Raw genomic sequence first — 16,254 nt, 5'->3', positions numbered from 1 at the left:
CGGGATGGTCACAGCGGGATCGGCCGGCCGGAGGCGGCTTCCTCGTGGAAGGCATCCCACAGCACGTTGAGCGGGTGCGAGGCGTCGTAGGTGTCGCGCTCGCCCTTGCGCGCGAAGACGCCGGACACGAGCTGGAGCATGGGGTCGAAGTCGTCGGCGAAATCCACCAAGCGGAACCCCTCGCCGCCGGGCAGCCGGCCCGCGACGGCGGCCTCGCCGATGGACCGCGCGCAGAGCATGCAGCCGCGGGTCATCTCGGAGCGCAGCAGGGCCAGCCCGTAATAGATGTCATCGATCTCCGCGACGACTTGAAGGTGGGTGCGGAAGTCGGTTCCGTACCAGCGCTCGACGAAGTCCGCGATCACCCCGCGGGAGGGTATGACCAGCGGCAGGTTCCGCAGCCGCTCGACACCGACCTGCCGGGCGGGCAGTTCCCGGACCGTCAGGTTCGTCAGCAGGGCCAGGCCCTCGCGGTGCCACTCCAGGAAGTCGTACTCGGGGGCCAGCGGGCCTCCGCCGACTGTGGCGGCCAGCCCTCCACACAGCAGGTCGACCTGGTTGGAGTCCAGGCGCTGCCGAAAATCGCGGGTGCGGACGTGGACGACCTTGAGTTCCACCTCCCGCGCCATCAGCTCGGGCTCGACCCGCTCCCACACCCGGGCCAAGAACGGGAGGGTGAACTCCGTCGTGCCCACGGTCAAGGTGGAGCCGAGCCGGCGCCTCGAATTCGCGATGCCCTGGAGCCAGTCCGAGAACGTCGACCGTATCCGGTCGACGAGCTCGAGGCCTGTCGGGGTGAACAGCAGATCGCGGCCGCGGCCCTGCTTGACCACCACCAGCTCACCGGTCAGGGCCTGAAAGTTCCGGTTGAGGATGTCGAGCTGCTTCTGCACGCTCGACTGCTCCCGCCCCAGCAGTCGGGCCGCCGCGAGCGCCGTGCCCTCCTCGTGGACGACGACGAGCGTGCGCATCTGGTCCCACGTCAGGTCGAGCAAGTCCGGTGAGCAGGCGAGCAGATCACCTCGGAATCCCTCGGGACCAGGCACTTTGAGCGGGCCGGACGGTAACGACGGCATGCGCTTCCCCTCCCCTGGGTGCAACCCTCACCAGCTTGCACTGTCCGAGCGGCCAGGAGTAGTGGACTTCACCGCATTTCACGCCAGGAAAACCTTTAAATGTTCGGGTGGACATGGAGACATGGCGAGCTATCCACGGGAACATTTCTTCAGTCGCCTTCGATCTGGCGGCGGTCACCACACCGATGCCTGAATTCCGGGGGTGAGTCATGCTTTCAGCCGCGTCCATCAAGGACCTCATCAACAGCGGCGCTGTGACGTGGGACGGCGAACTGCGCGGGGACGGGCTGCTCTTGAAGCTCGGCGGGCCGATCCAGCCCCTGGTCGCGCCGGACGCCGTCGTCGACCTGGCCAACCAGGCCAGCATCGACACCCTGTACGGGCCGCAGATCACCGACTGGACGACGTACGACCTGGCACCCGGCCAGATGATCCTCGCCCCCGCCTCCGAGTCGGTGTCCCTTGGCCCGGACGTCACGGGGACGATCGGCGGCCTGAGCCACCTGGCCCGCGTCGGCCTGGCCGTCCACATCACCAGTCCGTACGTCCTGCCGGGCTGGGCCGGCCATCTGGCCCTCGAACTCGTCAACCAGAGCCCCGCCACGCTGCGCCTTCACCACGGGATGCCGCTCGCCCGCCTCGTACTCCAGCTCCGCGGCGGCAGCGGTCGCACCGCGGCCGCCCACCCGTTCTACGGCCCGCCCAACGCCCTGCAAAGCCGTTACGCCGACGACCTCGTCGACCCGAGCTAGAGGTGATCCTCATGGACGACTGCCAGTTCTGCACCGAGTTCACCGAGCGCGCAGCCAAGACCCGCGTCATCACCGAGACCACCGACGGCTGGGTCCTCCTGCCCACCGTCGGCTGCCTCACCGACGGCTACTCCCTCTTCATGCCGCTGGAACACCTCGACGCCGCCGCGGACGTCGCCCCCGACGACCTCCCGCAGGTCGCCGCCAACCTGGAGTCCATGCGCGCCCTGATCCAGGACCACTACGGGCCCACCATCGTCGCCGAGCACGGGCCGCGGGACTGCGAGCTCGGCGCGTCCTGCTGCAGCCACGCCCACCTCCACCTCATCCCCGTGCCCGACCCGGACGCCATCCTGGCCGCGTACGAGAAGGTGGGCGGCCCGGGCCGGCGCCTGTCCTCGCTCGTCGACCTGCCCGCGGCAGCCGATACCTCGTACCTGTATCTCTCGCCCCGTCCGGGCGAGCACTACTACTGGCCGGCCGAGGGACGCTTCGCCCGCCAGTTCGTACGCCGCGTCGTCGCCGACGAGTACGGCATCGGGGAGCAGTACGACTGGCGCGACCACCCGTTCGACGAGACCCGCGACCAGACCTACGACACCCTCACCGCGGCCATCCAGGCCACCGCGACCACCTGACGAAGGGGGACACCGTGGCGATTCTCTTGCCCCGGCCGCTGCACAGCCTGAGCGTCGAGGAACTCACGGCGGCCGCGAAGGACCGGCGCTGGCCGAAGTGGCAGACCATGGCGCTGCTGCACTCCCTGGACCTCCCCACGCTCAACGCGACCTTCTTACGACCCGGTCAGAGCCCCGCCGAGATACGCACCGCCGCCCTTGCCCTCGCCGCCGCCATCGGCGCCGAGCGGCTGATGATCCGCTCCGACGGCGGTGTCGAGAAGAAGCAGTACTACCGCGGCGGCAACACCTTCCCCATCGGCGAGATCGCGCACCGCGCACAGCCCCTACTCGCCGACGGACGCGCGGTCATCCTGGCCGGCCCCACCAACCGCTTCACCAACCGCCTGACGGTCATGATCCGCATGGACCGCCCGGGCCCCGGAATCCGCGGGACCTTCACCCTCGAAGCACTCGGCCCCGGCTACGACGTCGCCGACCTCACCCGCGGCGAACTCCCTCCCCAGGTCACCGCCCAGCTCGACGACGTCGACTGGGACAGCTTCACCAAGCCCCGATGGAACGAATGGAAGTTCACCGGCGACCGCTGCCCCGGGGGCGAAGACGCCCGCCGCCACCGGCGCCTGGAGCGCCTCGCCGCCCAGACCCTGGCCGACGGCGGACAGCTCGCCGGAGACCCCCAGCCCGAGCACGCCGAAGCCTGGCTCCGCGAACGCGGCTACCTCCAGCTCTTCGGCCCCCAGGACCCCCGCCCGGCCCTGATGCGGCGCGCCGGAAAGCTCTTCGAGGACGCCTTCGTCCTCACACGGGCCCAGCCGAACCGGAACTGGCGCTGCCTGGCCACCGCCTACTCCGTCTTCGCCGAGCCTCGCACCGTCTACTGGGACCTCGTCGACGGCGAACGCAAGTACGTCCCGGCCGCCCCGGCCGCCCCCCGGGCCAAGAAGGAGGCAGCGTGACCAGCCAGCCGATCTACCTCGACCACCAGGCCACCACCCCGCTCGACCCCCGCGCCCTCAAGGAGATGATGCCGTTCCTCACCACCGCCTACGGCAACCCCAACAGCGCCCACCCCCTCGGCCGCGAAGCGGCCAAGGCCATCACCACCGCCCGCCGACGCGTCGCCGACCTCATCGGCGCCAAGAACCCGGTGGAAGTCCTCTTCACCTCCGGTGCCACCGAGGCCATCCACCTCGCCATCGTCGGCGGCGCCCTCGCCAAACGCCCCCACGGCGGCCACATCGTCACCACCGCGATCGAGCACAAAGCCGTCCTCGCCGCCGTCCAGCGCCTCGTCGACCACCACGGCTACACCTCCACCCGCGTCGCCGTCGACGAGTACGGACGCGTGCACCCAGGCGACATCGCCGCCGCCCTCACCCCGAACACCGTCCTCGTCTCCGTCATGCACGCCAACAACGAGATCGGCACCCTCCAGCGGATTGCCGTCATCTCCCAGCTCACGGCTCACCGCGGGATCCTCCTCCACACCGACGCCGCACAGAGCGCCGGATACGGCCTCTTCGACGCCGACGAACTCTGCGTCGACCTCGCTTCGCTCTCCGCCCACAAGCTGTACGGACCGAAGGGCATAGGCGCCCTCTACGTCCGCGGCGGAACCCTCCTCACCGCCCAGCAGACCGGAGGCGGCCAGGAGCGCGGACTACGAGCCGGCACCCTCAACGTTCCCGCCATCGTCGGCTTCGGCGCCGCCGCCCACCTCATCACCAGCGACACCACCCCGGCCCTCACACAGATCCGCGCCCTGCGTGACCGCCTTCAGGACCGGCTCCTCGACGCGATCCCCGACGCCACCGTCAACGGGCACCCCACCCGCCGGCTCCCCGGCACCCTCAGCCTCACCCTCCCGGACGCCGAAGCCGCCGACCTCCTCGATCACCTCCCCGACATCGCCGCCGCCACCGGATCCGCCTGCAACACCGGAACCAGCGACCCCTCCCACGTCCTCACCGCCATCGGCCTCACCCGTCCCCAGGCCCGCCGAACTCTGCGCCTCGGGATCGGCCGCACCACCACCGTCGCCGAAGTCGACCGCGCCGCTGCGTTGATCGCACAGGCTGCCGCCACGCATCGACCGGCTCGCTCTAGCGCCGCCTGAACAAATCCACCAACTCGCGAGTCGGCCGAGGGCAGCTGGGGCTGCCGATGCCGGAAGGGCTAAGTGATCCCAGCCGATGCGACGACAGCCCGCGCGATCCGGGGCCCGACCAGGCGCTCTGCCAGATCCAGCGGGTACCAGTCGGCGCCGGTCACCTCGGATTCCTGGATACGTCCGATCTCCGCTCCGGCCGTCGCGAAGGCGTATCCGATGTCCAGGTGGTAGTGCTCCGGCTCGTCCATCACGGGCCTGGCCGGCACCTGGCCGAACTCGACGTATGCGGGAAGCGCGGATACCGGGATGACCTGCCCGGGGTCGATGCCCGTCTCCTCGGAAAACTCCCGCAGGGCCGCGCCGAGGAGCGTGGTATCGGTCGGTTCAAGATGACCGCCTGGCTGCAAAGTGAGTCCGTACGCGCGGTGCTCGATCAGCAGGACCTCGGCACCGTCCCGGACCAGGAGTGCGCCGGCGGTCACGTGCATCGGGAACGTCCGACGCGAGGCGAACCCTTGGCCTTCCCGTAGGAGGCGCAGCGGCTCGGCCAGCTGCCGGGCCTCCTGCGGGTAGTGCTCCAGGTAGGCGGCGAGTACGCCTGCGATCTCGGAATCAGTGATCGCCACAGGTCATCATCCTCCCTCCGGCACGAAGGGGAGTTCCACCGAGACCGGCCGCTCGAAGGCGGCCACCAGGCACGTGCACAGTTAGCTCCACAGGGGTCCGTAGCGTACGAGAAGCCCCGCACTCTACAAGCGGGCCCGGCCCGATCCGCTCCAACTCGCCCGTGACCTTGCGGCGCTTGGGAACCTCGGCGATTCAGCCAACCACCTTTGGTGGCAGTGCCGTTGCGGGAGGCGGGTCGGTGTAGCTCCCACGGTCCGCCGCGCGCTCTATTCCGGGAATTCATGGCCGACCGAAAAACGTGCGTTCGAGAAGCTAGGGCTGTCGTTGAGCTTCCGACAGCGTCCGAACGGCGATCCAGGGGGACCCGATGACCACATCCCAAGCACACAGCAAACCGGCCAGTGCTCCGCCTCCGGCGGAGATCACCTACAGCGGGCAGTACTCGGTCAATCCGCTCGCCGAGGTCGCCTTCCGGAAGATGTGCGCCACGCTTCCGTCCGTCCTGGCCCGGATCGGCCGCTTGTCGTGGCGGACGGACCGGCAGGCCGTGCGACTCCTGATCGGGTGCCAGGTCGTCACGGGCGTATCCGCGGCGGTGCTGCTGGCCGCCACCGCCCGCGCGATGGGGCCCGCGCTCGGCGCCGGGAGTGCCGGCGACCGTCTCCAAGACACGCTGCCCGCACTGCTCGTGGTCGCGCTGGCCGCCGCGATGAACCGTGTCGCGGGGGCGGTGGCCACGTACGCCGAGCGGCGGATCACTCCTCGGCTGACCTCGGAGACGGACAGCGCACTGGTCGAGGCGGTCTGCCGGGTCGAGGCCGCGGCCTACGCGGGGGACGGCTTCTCCGACCGGCAGGAGGCGGCCGAGATGGGGGTGGTCCGCACCCACGTGATGGTCACCGACGCCCAGCGCTTCATGTCCTCGCTGATCCGCCTGGTGACCGCCGGCAGCGTCCTGTCGCTGCTGAACGTAATGATGTTGCCTCTGTTGCTCCTCGCCGTGCTGCCAGCCGGGATCGGCGCCGTCCTGACCGCCCGCGTCGACTACGAGATCCACTACTCCAACATCAGCGACCGCAACGTGCGGGGGATGATGCGCTGGTGGGCCACCGCATCCCAGTACGGCGACGAGGTCCGCGCCAACTCGATGACCGACTACCTCGTCTACTGGTACCGGGCCCTCTCCGACCGGTGCGACCGGCGAAACCTGGCCGCAGCTCCACGGACCCTGCGGATCTCCCTGCTCTCCGCGCTGGCCGGCGGCGTCTTCCTCCTCGCGACCTGGGGTGCACTCGCCTGGCTCGCCGTGACCGGTCGTATCGAACCCGCCATTGCCGCCACGGCCGTCATCGCCGTCCAGACCGCGCTCGCCGCCCTCTCCCAGGTCGTCATCAACGGAGCCGCGATCTTCCACACCAGCCTGTACCTCACCGACATGCAGGCCTTCCTCGACGAGGCCGCCGCTCGTACTCCCCAGCGCGGACCGCACGAGATCACCGGCCCGGTCCAGCAGATCCGGCTCGACGAGGCCGTCTACCAGTACCCGGGCAAGGACAAGCCCGCTGTGGACGGTGTCTCCCTCACCCTGGAGCGCGGCCAGATCCTCGCGATCGTCGGGGCGAACGGCTCCGGGAAGTCGACCCTCACCCGCCTGATCACCGGGATCTACCTCTGCGACAAGGGCAAGGTCACCTGGAATGGAAGCGACCTCGCCGACACCGACCCGGGCACCGTCTGGCGCCGCACCGGCCTGGTCCCGCAGGACTTCGCGAGGTGGCCGCTGCGAGTGCGCGAGAACATCACCCTCGGCCAGCCCCGCACCCACGACGACGGACCCGTGTGGGAGGCCATCGACGCGGTCGGCCTGCGCGAGGCCGTCGAAGACCTCCCGGACGGTCTGGACAGCCTCCAGGCCCGCGACATCTGGGGAGGTGTCGAGTTCTCCGGCGGGCAGTGGCAGCGCGAGGCGTGCGCCCGGGCCCTGTATCGCAAGCCCGAGCTGCTGATCTTGGACGAGCCGACTTCTCAGATGGATCCGCGCGGTGAGCACCTGATCTTCGAGCAGATCAAGGCCATCGCCGTCGACCGGATCACCATCATGGTCACCCACCGCCTGGAGAACACCAAGATCGCGGACCACATCATCGTGCTGGAAGACGGCCGGATTTCCGAGCAGGGCCGCTTTGACGATCTTGTCCATGGTGGCGGGACCTTCGCCGAGCTCCTCGCGCTCTCCCAGGACCGCTGACCGACTTCACCCCGCCCGACCCACCGTCGGCCGGCGCGGCCGACCCACCAAGGAGGACCCGTGTTCCCCCGCCTTACCGCATCCGATGGCCATGGGCCCTGCCCTATGGAGTCCGCTCACCCGAGCAGGAGGTCCGCCGGATGAGGCAGACGAAGCCGCTGCCCGCGGCGGTGCAGGAATGGGCGGAGCAGCGGGTCGGGCCCGTCGTGTCCGTTCGCGACGCCTCGCACAACTGGGACCGCTCCCGGGTGTGGGAGTTGGAGGGTGCGGACGGGGTGCACCGGTACGTGAAGGTCTCGCCGAGCGAGAAGTTCTTCACCCGCGAGACCCGGGCATACCGCCATGTCGTGCCCGCCCTCGGGCACAGCCGGGCGCCCAGCCTCCTCGACAGCCGTGCCCAGGACCTCGTCCTGCTGCTCACCGCGGTGCCCGGCGTCCCGGCGAAGGACCTCGACCTGGCCGCTGGTGACTGGCGGGCCGTACACCGGCAGGCCGGGGCGCTGTGCGCCCGGCTCCACGAGGCCGGAGCACTCAACCGTACCGACCGGGCCGAAGCTGAGGCATCCCTGGGGGCTGCCGCCGACGGAGCGGAGACGTACCTGGCTCGCGCCGGGGACCGGCTCACCGGGGACGAGCAGCAGCTGATCCGCGACCACACCGCCCGGCTGCGCCGCGTCGGCCCGGTGCCCCTCGGCTACATCCACGGGGACAACCAGCCGAGGAACTGGCTGTGGTCCGAGGCAGGGCTCGCGCTCGTGGACTTCGAACGGAGTCGGCCGGCCGCCCGCGTCCAGGACCTCGTCATCCTCTCGGCGACCCAGTGGGTCGACCACCCCGACCGGAAGAAGGCCTTCCTCCAATCGTACGGGCGTACCCTCACCGACGCCGAACAGCAGGCCCTGCGCTGTCTGACCGCGCTGGACGCGGTCAACTGCCTGGCCTGGGGCCCCGACAACGGCGACGAGATGGTCACTGCCCGGGGCCGGCGGACCCTGGACCAGCTCATGAGGGAGGGCTGGGCATGAGCGCTGTGCACCGGAGCGTTGGCAACGTCATGGTCCTGCTCCAGCGTCCCGACGACGGGAAGGTCTTGACCGTCCGGCACCAGGCGACCTCGTGGCACTCCCCCGGGATGCTCACCGTCATCGGCGGACGGCTGGAGGCCGGCGAGTTCCTCACCGAAGGTGCGGCGCGCGAGCTCGCCGAGGAAGTCGGCATCCACGTCGCCCCGGACCTCCTGCAGTTCTCCCAACTGCACCACTTCCACGCCGTGGACGGCGAGCGGGTGATCGGCATCGTCTTCACCGCGCCGCGGTGGGAGGGCATCCCCTGCAACCGGGAACCCGACACCCACGTCGAGCTGGTGTGGGTGGATCCGGCAGCCCCGCCGGCCGACTGCCACCCCTTCACCCATGCGGTCTTCGCCCACTTCGTCTCCGCCCAGCTCTACGGCAACGTCACCGCCCCCGAGCTGCTGGGCGGTGAAGACCAGTGACCGCCTCCGCCCAGACATCGAAGCGCCCGAGGAAGACCTCGCCGGACCTACGTCTACTGGTCGGCAGCGAGTGCGCGAGTCTGTCACGATCGGCGGTCAGCGCCGTCGCCATCCCCACCCTGGCCGTGCTGGAGCTCCACGCCTCCACCACCCAGGTCGCCGTGCTCGCCTTCCTCGGACAGCTGCCGAACGCCATCGGGGCGCTCTTGGCCGGCGCGCTCTCGGACCGGTACGCGAAGCGTCCCCAGGTGATCGGCGCCGATATCGCAGCCGCGGCAGCCCTCGTGACCATCCCGGCCGCCGCCGTGGGCGGCGTGCTCGCCATCGGCCAGCTGTACGTGGTCGCCATAGTCCTCGGCATTGCCGAGGTCGTGCATGGGGCGGCATCCATCAGCTATCTGCCCGTTCTCGTCGAACCCAGCCTGCTCCAGCGCGCGAACTCCCGCCTCGGTGCTGCCTCGTCGGTCGCCGACAGTGCGGGAAACAACATCGGCGCCGCGCTGATCGGCGCCGTCGGAGCGGCCCGCTCGGTCCTCGTCGATGTCCTGTCCTATCTCGTCTCCGCGTTCCTCGTGTGGCGCATCCGCACACCCGAGCCGACCGCCCCGCGACCGCAAGGCCGCCGAAGCCTCGCGCGGGACATCCACGAGGGACTGCGCTACGTGGCCGGGCAGCCGACGATCCGCACGGTGATCGTGGCACTGTCCACGCTCAGCTTCGGGCTGGCGATTATGAACACGTACTGGGCGTACTACCTCCTCACCGTCCTGGAGGTCACCCCGACGGCATTCGGAATGATCATGGGGGTCGGTGGCGTCGGCAGCCTGGCCGGAGCCCTCCTCGCGCCGAGGATCGCCTCCCGAATCGGCATCGGGCCGACGATCCTCGTCGGATTCGCCGTCAGTCCCCTGGCCCAGGCCCCTCCTCCTCGCCGGGGCCGGGCTGCGATGGCAGATCACCCTTGCCCTGGTCCTGGCCGCGCAGTTGTTCTGGGCGACGGCCTCCGGGACGAGCCAGAGGTCCCTCAGACAGACCCTGTGCGACCCGCGTTTCCAGGGGCGGATGCAGGCCGCAAGCACCACGGTGACCGCCGGGGCCCGTCCGCTCGCCGCCGCGGCCGCCGGCACCCTGGTCCTCTGCCTCGGCCTGCACACCACCCTCACGGCCGGCGCACTCTTCCAACTCGTACCGGTAGCCCTCCTGCTCCTCTCCCCCGTCCGCGCGATGCGGGCCATGCCCGCCCCACCTGCACAATCAGCGCTGCCGTCCGCCCGCGAAGGAGCCTCGTGACGACCACGGCGACCGCCGCGTACTGGGAACCGCTCTGTGCGCAGGGCCGCCAGTACCGGCAGGTCGACGAAGCCGAGATGCGGCTGCTGGAGGCGCATCTCGGACCCGGCCGGGGTCGACCGGCCCTCGACATCGGCTGCGGTGACGGCGCTTTGACCCGCCATCTCCATCACCAACTCGGATACCGCGCCACCGGAATCGACTGTTCCCCCACCGCCCTCGCCCTCGCGGCCGCGGCAGGCTCAGCGGACGCGACCGGGCCGTTGTGGAGGTGCACCGACATCGGGGCCGACAAGGCCGTCCTACCGGAGCCCGCGTACGCGGTCATCACCTGCCGTCTGGTCTACCGGTGGCTCGACGACAAGGGGGCGTTCGTCAACCGCGTCCGCCGCCTTCTGGTACCCGGCGGGGTCTTCTGGGTGGTCGCCGAGATTGCCGGCCGCCGGAAGGACGCCGCCCCGCTCCAGGGCCTCTGGATCAGCCCGGCCGAGGCCGAGATCCTACCGCGGGCTGGTCCGCCGTCCGGACCCATGACCTTGACGTGCTCCGCTGCTACGCCTTGCACCCCTGACCGCCCCCATCCTGCTGGAGGACATGTTGATGGACATCGAGAAGCAGACCGCCGGAGTGTGGACCACCTACGGGGCGCACCAACTGACCGTGTGCCCGGACCTGCCGGAGATCGAGCGGTGGGACTGGGGCATCGCTGACATCGGGCCCGGCATCGAGAGCCTTGGGGACGTGAGGGGGCTTCGCGTCCTCGACCTCGGCAGCGGATTGGGCCGGCACGCCGCGCGCCTGGCCGCTCTGGGCGCCGAGGTCACCGCCGTGGACGCCTCTCCCACCCAGCACGAGCGCGCCCTCAACCGATACCCGCACACCCGCGGGCTCCACTTCGTCTGCGCCGATGCCGTCGCCCACCTGCAGGACGCGGCCCCCTACGACCTGATCTACTCCGTCAACGGCGTGCCCTACCTGGACCCGAACCGGCTCCTTCCCGCGCTGGCCAACGCCATCAAGCCCGGCGGTCGAGTCGTGTTCTCCGCGCTGCACACCAACTCGAGCGGCGCTGGCCCGTCGACGGCAGTCGCCCCACGCCCCGAGGACTTGCGGCTGCCCGGGACCACCGAGGTCCATCCCGTCCACATGTGGGTCCTGACACACCAATTGTGGGAGGACCTGTTGACCGGGCACGGCCTCGCCGTGGAGAAGGTGGCGGCGATCGATGCCCCGCAGCCGGACAATGCCGCCTCCTATCGGTTGTACGAGGTCCGGCGCCCGCAGAGGGTGCCGAGCCGCCAGCGCACCAGTACTCCACCGCCTCCACGCGCGTTCGTGGGAGTCGGCGTGATCATCCACGGGCCGGATGGTGTCCTGCTGGGCCAACACCGTCGTGGAACTTTCGAATTGCCGGGTGGATCGGTTGAACCCGGCGAGACCTTCACCGAGGCCGCCGTACGCGAACTCCACGAGGAAGCCGGCATCGTGGCCGATGTCGCCGACACCGTCGTGCTGGGCACCCTCCTGGCCCGGGTGGGTGACATCGTCCGGGTGACGGTGCCCGTCCTGGTGACCCGGTGGTCCGGTGTACCGCTGCAGTGCGAAGAGACCATCGGGGCCTGGAAGTTCTGGCCCCGGGACGCGCTGCCCCAGCCTCTGTTCGTGCCGAGCGCGCAGTGCCTGACGGCATGGGATCCGACACTCCGCATCGACCACGCGCCCGCCGGCTTCCTGGCATACAAGGCCGCCGACCGCGCCTAGGGAGCGATCCCACCGGCCGCGCGTCTCACACCACGACCTCGAGGAAGGCACCACCTACCGTGACACCAGCGCGTTCTTCATCCCTGCCGTCCCTTCTGGGAGTCTTCGGACACCCGGACGACGAGTCCCTCTTGGCCGGCGGCGTTCTCGCGCAGCACGCGGCAGCACGCGCGGCAACTGCCCTGGTCACCGCCACCTGGGCCCCCGACAGCCACCGGGCCGACGAGCTCGCCGACGCCCTGGCCATCCTGGGCGCCGGGAAACCGCGGATGCTCGGCCTCGCCGACGCCCGAGTCCCCCACTCCGCGCCCGGCCGGCCCCGGCTGTGCGACGCCCCGCTGGACGAGGTGGTGGAAGGGATCGTCGCGCACATCCGTGCGGTGAAGCCACAAGTCATCATCACCCACGACGCCTACGGTCAGCTGACGGGTCACCCTGATCACGTCCGCACCCACCAGGCCACCGTCATCGCCTTCCACGCCGCGGGCCTCGAACACCGCTACCCGCAGGCGGGAGCGCCCTGGCAGCCCGCCGCCTTGTACGCGGCCACGCACCCGCACTCGGGGGTGGGCGAGCTCGGCGCGCTCCTCGCGGCAGTGGGGAAGCAGGTGCTGAGCGTGCCGGACGAGCACGTCACCGCGACGGTCGACGTGACCGCCTGGTCGGAGCAGAAGATGGCCGCGATCTTGGCTCACCGCAGCGAAGCGGCACGGGAGCGGCCCCTCCCTGGAATCCTGGCCCGCCTGTCAGCCCCGGCACGGGAGTCGATCATCGCGACGGAGTTCTACACCCGTCTCGATGCCGCGCCTGGGCCGGGTGGGCAGCGACAGCTCACCGTGTGACATGCCACCGGGTTCCCTCGGATCAAAAGGCCGGCGTGCCGGAGGGCGGAGGTGACGGCTCGCGAACGCCCAAGGCCGCCTGATTCGCCGGGAACCCGTTCATAGCGCTGAGGCTCCGCACCCGTCAGGGCCGGCTACGGGGCTGGCGGCTTGCGGTGACGGCCGGTTGGCCTCGACAGGACTTGCGCAGGCGGGGCGGAGGCCGGCTCAGCCTGCGCCGCGCTGATCCCATGGAGCATCCGCTGGGCAGCGGCATAGTCGGCGGCCACTGTCTCGGGCACCCACCGGTATCCGTCCCAGCGGGCCATCAGCCGGGGCGCGGTCGGATTGACGTGCGCGCCCCGGCCAGCGGATCCGTCTATCGGCAAGGCTCGCAGCGTGCCGACGCGGGCGGCCTGCCGGGCCAGGAAGTTCACGGCCCACTCTTCAAATGGCTCTTCGGTCACAGTCAGCAGCCTTCCAGAAATCGTCTCGCCGCGGGCGTAACGGAAAGCAGTGAGAGGGGCCTTCAGGGCTGGCTGCGGCGTGACGATGCCGCTTTCCCCGGCGTTGGGCAGAGCGAAGGACCTGAGAGAGAAAGCTGGTGGTGATCATCTGGCTCAGCGGGCCGTTCGGCGGCGGGAAGCGCCCGCACACCGCCGCCTACAGGGTGGCCGCCGTCACCTGGCTCCACCACGTCGGGAACGCCATCGACACCACCGCCCTCACCCCTGATGAGACCCTCCAGCGGGCCCTCCCCCACCACCTCTGGGCCCACGGAGGCCCGGCCCTCGTACCGGAAAGCGATGCGCGATGACTTTCAGCACGACCACCAAGTCATTCCGGTTGGGCACCCGGCCCAGCCCCATGGCCATGGAGCAGACCGGCCGCTTCGCCCGGGCCCTGCGCCTCCAGTACCCCGACCTCGACCTCGAAGTCCTGGAGATCACCTCCGAAGGCGACCAGCACCGCGGCCCGCTCGCGGAGATCGGCGGGAAGGGTGCTTTCACCCGCCGGGCCGACCAGTACCTCCTTGACGGCCGTATCGAGGCGACGATCGCCTGCGCCAAGGACATCCCCGGTCCCCATGACCGGGCCCCTGGGATCGTTGCCGGAGCGGTCTTGCCCCGCGAGGACGTGGCCGACGTCCTCGTCCTGCCCGCCGGCCAGCCACCCACCACCCTGGCCGACCTACCGCCCGGCACCCGCGTCGGCACCAGCGCACCTCGCCGGGCCGCTCTCCTAAAGGCCCTCTACCCCCGGCTTGTCCCCGTGCCAATCCGGGGGAACGCGGACACCCGTCTGCGCGCTCTGGACGAGCGGACGATGGGAGCGGACGCGATGATCGCCGCGCTGGCCGGACTGCGCCGCCTGAACCTCGCTGACCGGGCCGCGCAGATCCTGGATCTGGCGGTGTGGCTGCCGGCGGCGGGCGCCGGGATCGTCGTCATCGAGCATCGCGCCGATGACCACACCACCCGGGCTCTCCTCGCCCCCCTCACCCACGCCCCCACCCGCACACTCTTCGACGCCGAACGCGCGGCCCTCGCTTTCCCTGTCAAGTCAGCCTGTCGAGATCTGGCTGTCGCCTGCAGCGGGGCGGTCCAGCGGTGCAGACTGCAGCCTCGGCGACCAGCGACCGTTGGTCGGAACCGGCGAGTCACGAGGGGGCAGCCGGTGTCCGGACGACGTGCGAGGGGGTGCCGTGGAATTTCACCAGCTTGAACGGCCGCGGGGTGCTTTTCAGCAGTCGGTCTCGGCCGAGCAAGTGCAGAGGATGTGCCGCCGTGCCTTCGGCAGTGACCATCAAGTTGTGTCCGCCGTGGAACTCGACGGCGGAATGTATAACAACACTTATCGAGTTGAATTTGCCGGAGAACAGCCCACGATCTTGCGGGTGGCCCCGGAGCCCTCCCGGCAAAGCCGCATTGAGCGCGAGCTGATGCGGAATGAACACGCCGTGCAGCCGTTCCTCGCGCCGATCTCGTCGTTGCTGCCCCGGATCCTGGCCGTCGACTTCACCCACCAGATCATCGGCCGCGACTGGATGATCCAGAGCCTGCTTCCCGGCGTCCCGGCCCCGGAGGGGCTGAAGATCCGTCCGCGAGCCGAGTGGGGGCGGTTCTTCGGCCAGCTCGGCGCCATCACCCGGCAGGTCCATGACGTCCGCGGGCCACACTTCGGGCCGATCACGGGCCCCGGGTTCAGCCGCTGGAGCGATGCCGTCATCGCCGTCCTCCAGGACACTGCGGCCGACCTGGAGGACGCCGGCCTGGACGCCCGCGACGTTCGGGAGGCTGCGGCCATCGCGGAGAAGAACCGGTCACTCCTCGACGAAGTCACCGAACCGAGGCTCCTGACCGGAGACCTGTTCACGATCAACTGCCTGGTCCGAGAGTGCGACGGCCCACTGACAATCACCGGCGTCATCGACTTTGATCGTGCGACCTGGGGACCCAGAGACGCTGACTGGACCATCTTCATGGCGTCGCGGCGGACGAGCCCCGAGAGGGACGTGTTCTGGACGAGCTATGGACCGCTCAGCGCCGAACCTGCCGCCGTCCGCCGCAGGCTGATCTATCGAGTCATGCATCTTGGTGCGATTCGTCTGGAACGGAAGAGGACCGGTCGCGTCGAAGGGCTCGCGGAGAGCTATGCGGACGTGACCGCGGTCATGGCCGAACTGCGATGACGACACCGGTCAGGGCCGTGGTGCGAGTTTTCGAGATAGGTGACACTGCAGTGATGGGCTGGCCTGGGGTCGCTGGCCGGTTTGATCGCTCTACTGGGCGCCGGAAGGTCGTTCCTTGTTACCACCTGCTGCTGTTTTCCCGTGGCGGGCGGACCTCAAGTCTTGACGGCCTCTGCGATCTGCAGGGCGGCCTGGGCGGGCGTGAGGTGCGTGGTGTCGACAACCTCGGCCTCACCGTGTAGCCACGTGCGGGCCGCCTCAGCGTAGGGCTCGAGGTATTTGAGACGGAATACAGAGGGGCCCATAAGAGTGTCCCCCTCGATGCGCCCGCGGAGGGTGTCCCGGTCAGCGTGGAGAACGAAGTGCCGTACGGGAATGTCATGTTGGGCGAGGCCCGTGCTGATCTCGCGCCAGTACTGCTCCACCAGGACAGTCATGGGCACCACCAGAGTGCCACCGGTGTAATCGAGTACGTGGCGGGCGGTCTCGACTACGAGCGGCCGCCACGGCGGCCAGTGCTGGAAGTTGTCTGTCGCCGGCAGCCCTGGCGTGATGTCCATGAGTGTCTCGCCGACCTTCTCGGCGTCGAACACCCGCGAATCAGGGATCAGCTGCTGCACGAGTGGACTGGTCGTCGTCTTGCCTGCGCCATGGGTACCGTTGAGCCATACGATCATGGGCTCGACGCTAGCGGTGTGTGGGCCGCGGACCCGTGCCGATCACGTCACAGAACGGGCACGA

At 69.8% G+C, this 16,254-nt stretch carries 18 protein-coding genes and 1 pseudogene; 15 read left to right on the top strand and 4 right to left on the bottom strand.

What is annotated here, in order from left to right; translation table 11 throughout:
• Positions 1-8 precede the first annotated feature (8 nt).
• Entirely contained in the window at positions 9-995 is a 987-nt protein-coding gene (locus AB0D66_RS21825) for a LysR family transcriptional regulator (RefSeq protein ID WP_362305855.1), read from the bottom strand.
• A gap of 290 nt (positions 996-1,285) precedes the next feature.
• On the opposite strand from AB0D66_RS21825, the gene AB0D66_RS21820 reads away from it, so the two are divergent.
• Genes AB0D66_RS21820 through AB0D66_RS21805 form a run of 4 tightly spaced genes read left to right on the top strand, consistent with a single transcriptional unit; the run spans position 1,286 to position 4,585 of the window.
• The gene (locus AB0D66_RS21820; RefSeq protein ID WP_362305852.1) at positions 1,286-1,828 is read left to right on the top strand and encodes a hypothetical protein; all 543 of its coding nucleotides are present in this window, start codon (positions 1,286-1,288) and stop codon (positions 1,826-1,828) included.
• A gap of 11 nt (positions 1,829-1,839) precedes the next feature.
• On the top strand, positions 1,840-2,466 hold the full coding sequence (locus tag AB0D66_RS21815; RefSeq protein ID WP_362305849.1) for a hypothetical protein: 627 nt from the start codon (positions 1,840-1,842) through the stop codon (positions 2,464-2,466).
• Positions 2,467-2,480: 14 nt separating this feature from the next.
• Entirely contained in the window at positions 2,481-3,425 is a 945-nt protein-coding gene (locus AB0D66_RS21810; RefSeq protein WP_362305846.1) for a hypothetical protein, read from the top strand.
• Complete coding sequence (locus tag AB0D66_RS21805; protein ID WP_362305843.1) at positions 3,422-4,585, top strand: cysteine desulfurase family protein; 1,164 nt, start codon at positions 3,422-3,424, stop codon at positions 4,583-4,585. The genes AB0D66_RS21810 and AB0D66_RS21805 overlap by 4 nt, the downstream gene beginning before the upstream one ends.
• Before the next feature lie 59 nt (positions 4,586-4,644).
• On the opposite strand, the gene AB0D66_RS21800 is transcribed toward AB0D66_RS21805, so the two are convergent.
• Complete coding sequence (locus AB0D66_RS21800; RefSeq protein ID WP_362305840.1) at positions 4,645-5,205, bottom strand: NUDIX domain-containing protein; 561 nt, start codon at positions 5,203-5,205, stop codon at positions 4,645-4,647.
• A 368-nt stretch (positions 5,206-5,573) separates the two neighbouring features.
• Here AB0D66_RS21800 and AB0D66_RS21795 point away from each other — a divergent pair, with 368 nt between their 5' ends.
• The 8 genes and pseudogenes from AB0D66_RS21795 to AB0D66_RS21760 all read left to right on the top strand — a co-directional run bounded on the left by AB0D66_RS21795 (position 5,574) and on the right by AB0D66_RS21760 (position 12,842).
• Complete coding sequence (locus AB0D66_RS21795; RefSeq protein ID WP_362305838.1) at positions 5,574-7,454, top strand: ABC transporter ATP-binding protein; 1,881 nt, start codon at positions 5,574-5,576, stop codon at positions 7,452-7,454.
• A 140-nt stretch (positions 7,455-7,594) separates the two neighbouring features.
• Positions 7,595-8,479 carry a phosphotransferase gene (locus AB0D66_RS21790; RefSeq protein WP_362305835.1) on the top strand — a complete coding sequence of 295 codons (885 nt, stop codon included), beginning with the start codon at positions 7,595-7,597 and terminating at the stop codon, positions 8,477-8,479.
• Positions 8,476-8,949 (top strand): NUDIX domain-containing protein, encoded by a 474-nt coding sequence (locus AB0D66_RS21785; RefSeq protein WP_362305832.1) that lies wholly within the window; start codon positions 8,476-8,478, stop codon positions 8,947-8,949. Before AB0D66_RS21790 ends, AB0D66_RS21785 begins: the two co-directional genes overlap by 4 nt.
• Positions 8,946-9,791 (top strand): annotated as a pseudogene (locus AB0D66_RS21780) (MFS transporter); the annotation flags it as partial. The gene AB0D66_RS21785 and the pseudogene AB0D66_RS21780, both read left to right, overlap by 4 nt.
• 220 nt (positions 9,792-10,011) lie before the next feature.
• Positions 10,012-10,239, top strand: coding sequence for a hypothetical protein (locus AB0D66_RS21775; protein WP_362306093.1), 228 nt, complete (start codon positions 10,012-10,014; stop codon positions 10,237-10,239).
• 77 nt (positions 10,240-10,316) lie between these two features.
• Complete coding sequence (locus AB0D66_RS21770) at positions 10,317-10,949, top strand: class I SAM-dependent methyltransferase (RefSeq protein ID WP_362306090.1); 633 nt, start codon at positions 10,317-10,319, stop codon at positions 10,947-10,949.
• The gene (locus tag AB0D66_RS21765) at positions 10,840-12,000 is read left to right on the top strand and encodes a bifunctional class I SAM-dependent methyltransferase/NUDIX hydrolase (RefSeq protein WP_362305829.1); all 1,161 of its coding nucleotides are present in this window, start codon (positions 10,840-10,842) and stop codon (positions 11,998-12,000) included. The genes AB0D66_RS21770 and AB0D66_RS21765 overlap by 110 nt, the downstream gene beginning before the upstream one ends.
• 59 nt (positions 12,001-12,059) lie before the next feature.
• Positions 12,060-12,842 carry a PIG-L family deacetylase gene (locus AB0D66_RS21760; protein WP_362305826.1) on the top strand — a complete coding sequence of 261 codons (783 nt, stop codon included), beginning with the start codon at positions 12,060-12,062 and terminating at the stop codon, positions 12,840-12,842.
• A 134-nt stretch (positions 12,843-12,976) separates the two neighbouring features.
• On the opposite strand, the gene AB0D66_RS21755 is transcribed toward AB0D66_RS21760, so the two are convergent.
• Positions 12,977-13,288, bottom strand: coding sequence for a DUF6087 family protein (locus AB0D66_RS21755; RefSeq protein ID WP_362305823.1), 312 nt, complete (start codon positions 13,286-13,288; stop codon positions 12,977-12,979).
• 140 nt (positions 13,289-13,428) lie between these two features.
• Here AB0D66_RS21755 and AB0D66_RS21750 point away from each other — a divergent pair, with 140 nt between their 5' ends.
• The 3 genes from AB0D66_RS21750 to AB0D66_RS21740 are packed head-to-tail and all read left to right on the top strand — an operon-like array spanning position 13,429 to position 15,513.
• A complete protein-coding gene (locus AB0D66_RS21750; RefSeq protein WP_362305820.1) occupies positions 13,429-13,638 on the top strand; it encodes a hypothetical protein in 210 nt (69 codons plus the stop codon).
• On the top strand, positions 13,635-14,546 hold the full coding sequence (gene hemC / locus AB0D66_RS21745) for a hydroxymethylbilane synthase (protein WP_362305817.1): 912 nt from the start codon (positions 13,635-13,637) through the stop codon (positions 14,544-14,546). The genes AB0D66_RS21750 and hemC overlap by 4 nt, the downstream gene beginning before the upstream one ends.
• The gene (locus AB0D66_RS21740) at positions 14,527-15,513 is read left to right on the top strand and encodes an aminoglycoside phosphotransferase family protein (protein ID WP_362305814.1); all 987 of its coding nucleotides are present in this window, start codon (positions 14,527-14,529) and stop codon (positions 15,511-15,513) included. The genes hemC and AB0D66_RS21740 overlap by 20 nt, the downstream gene beginning before the upstream one ends.
• Positions 15,514-15,668: 155 nt before the next feature.
• Here AB0D66_RS21740 and AB0D66_RS21735 read toward each other — a convergent pair whose 3' ends face one another.
• Positions 15,669-16,190: an ATP-binding protein gene (locus AB0D66_RS21735; RefSeq protein ID WP_362305811.1), complete on the bottom strand. Its 522-nt coding sequence runs from the start codon at positions 16,188-16,190 to the stop codon at positions 15,669-15,671.
• Positions 16,191-16,254: the final 64 nt, after the last annotated feature.

The sequence above is a fragment of the Streptomyces sp. NPDC048270 genome, from assembly GCF_040652335.1.
Classification (GTDB): domain Bacteria; phylum Actinomycetota; class Actinomycetes; order Streptomycetales; family Streptomycetaceae; genus Streptomyces.
This window is presented reverse-complemented; position numbering and strand designations above follow the sequence as displayed.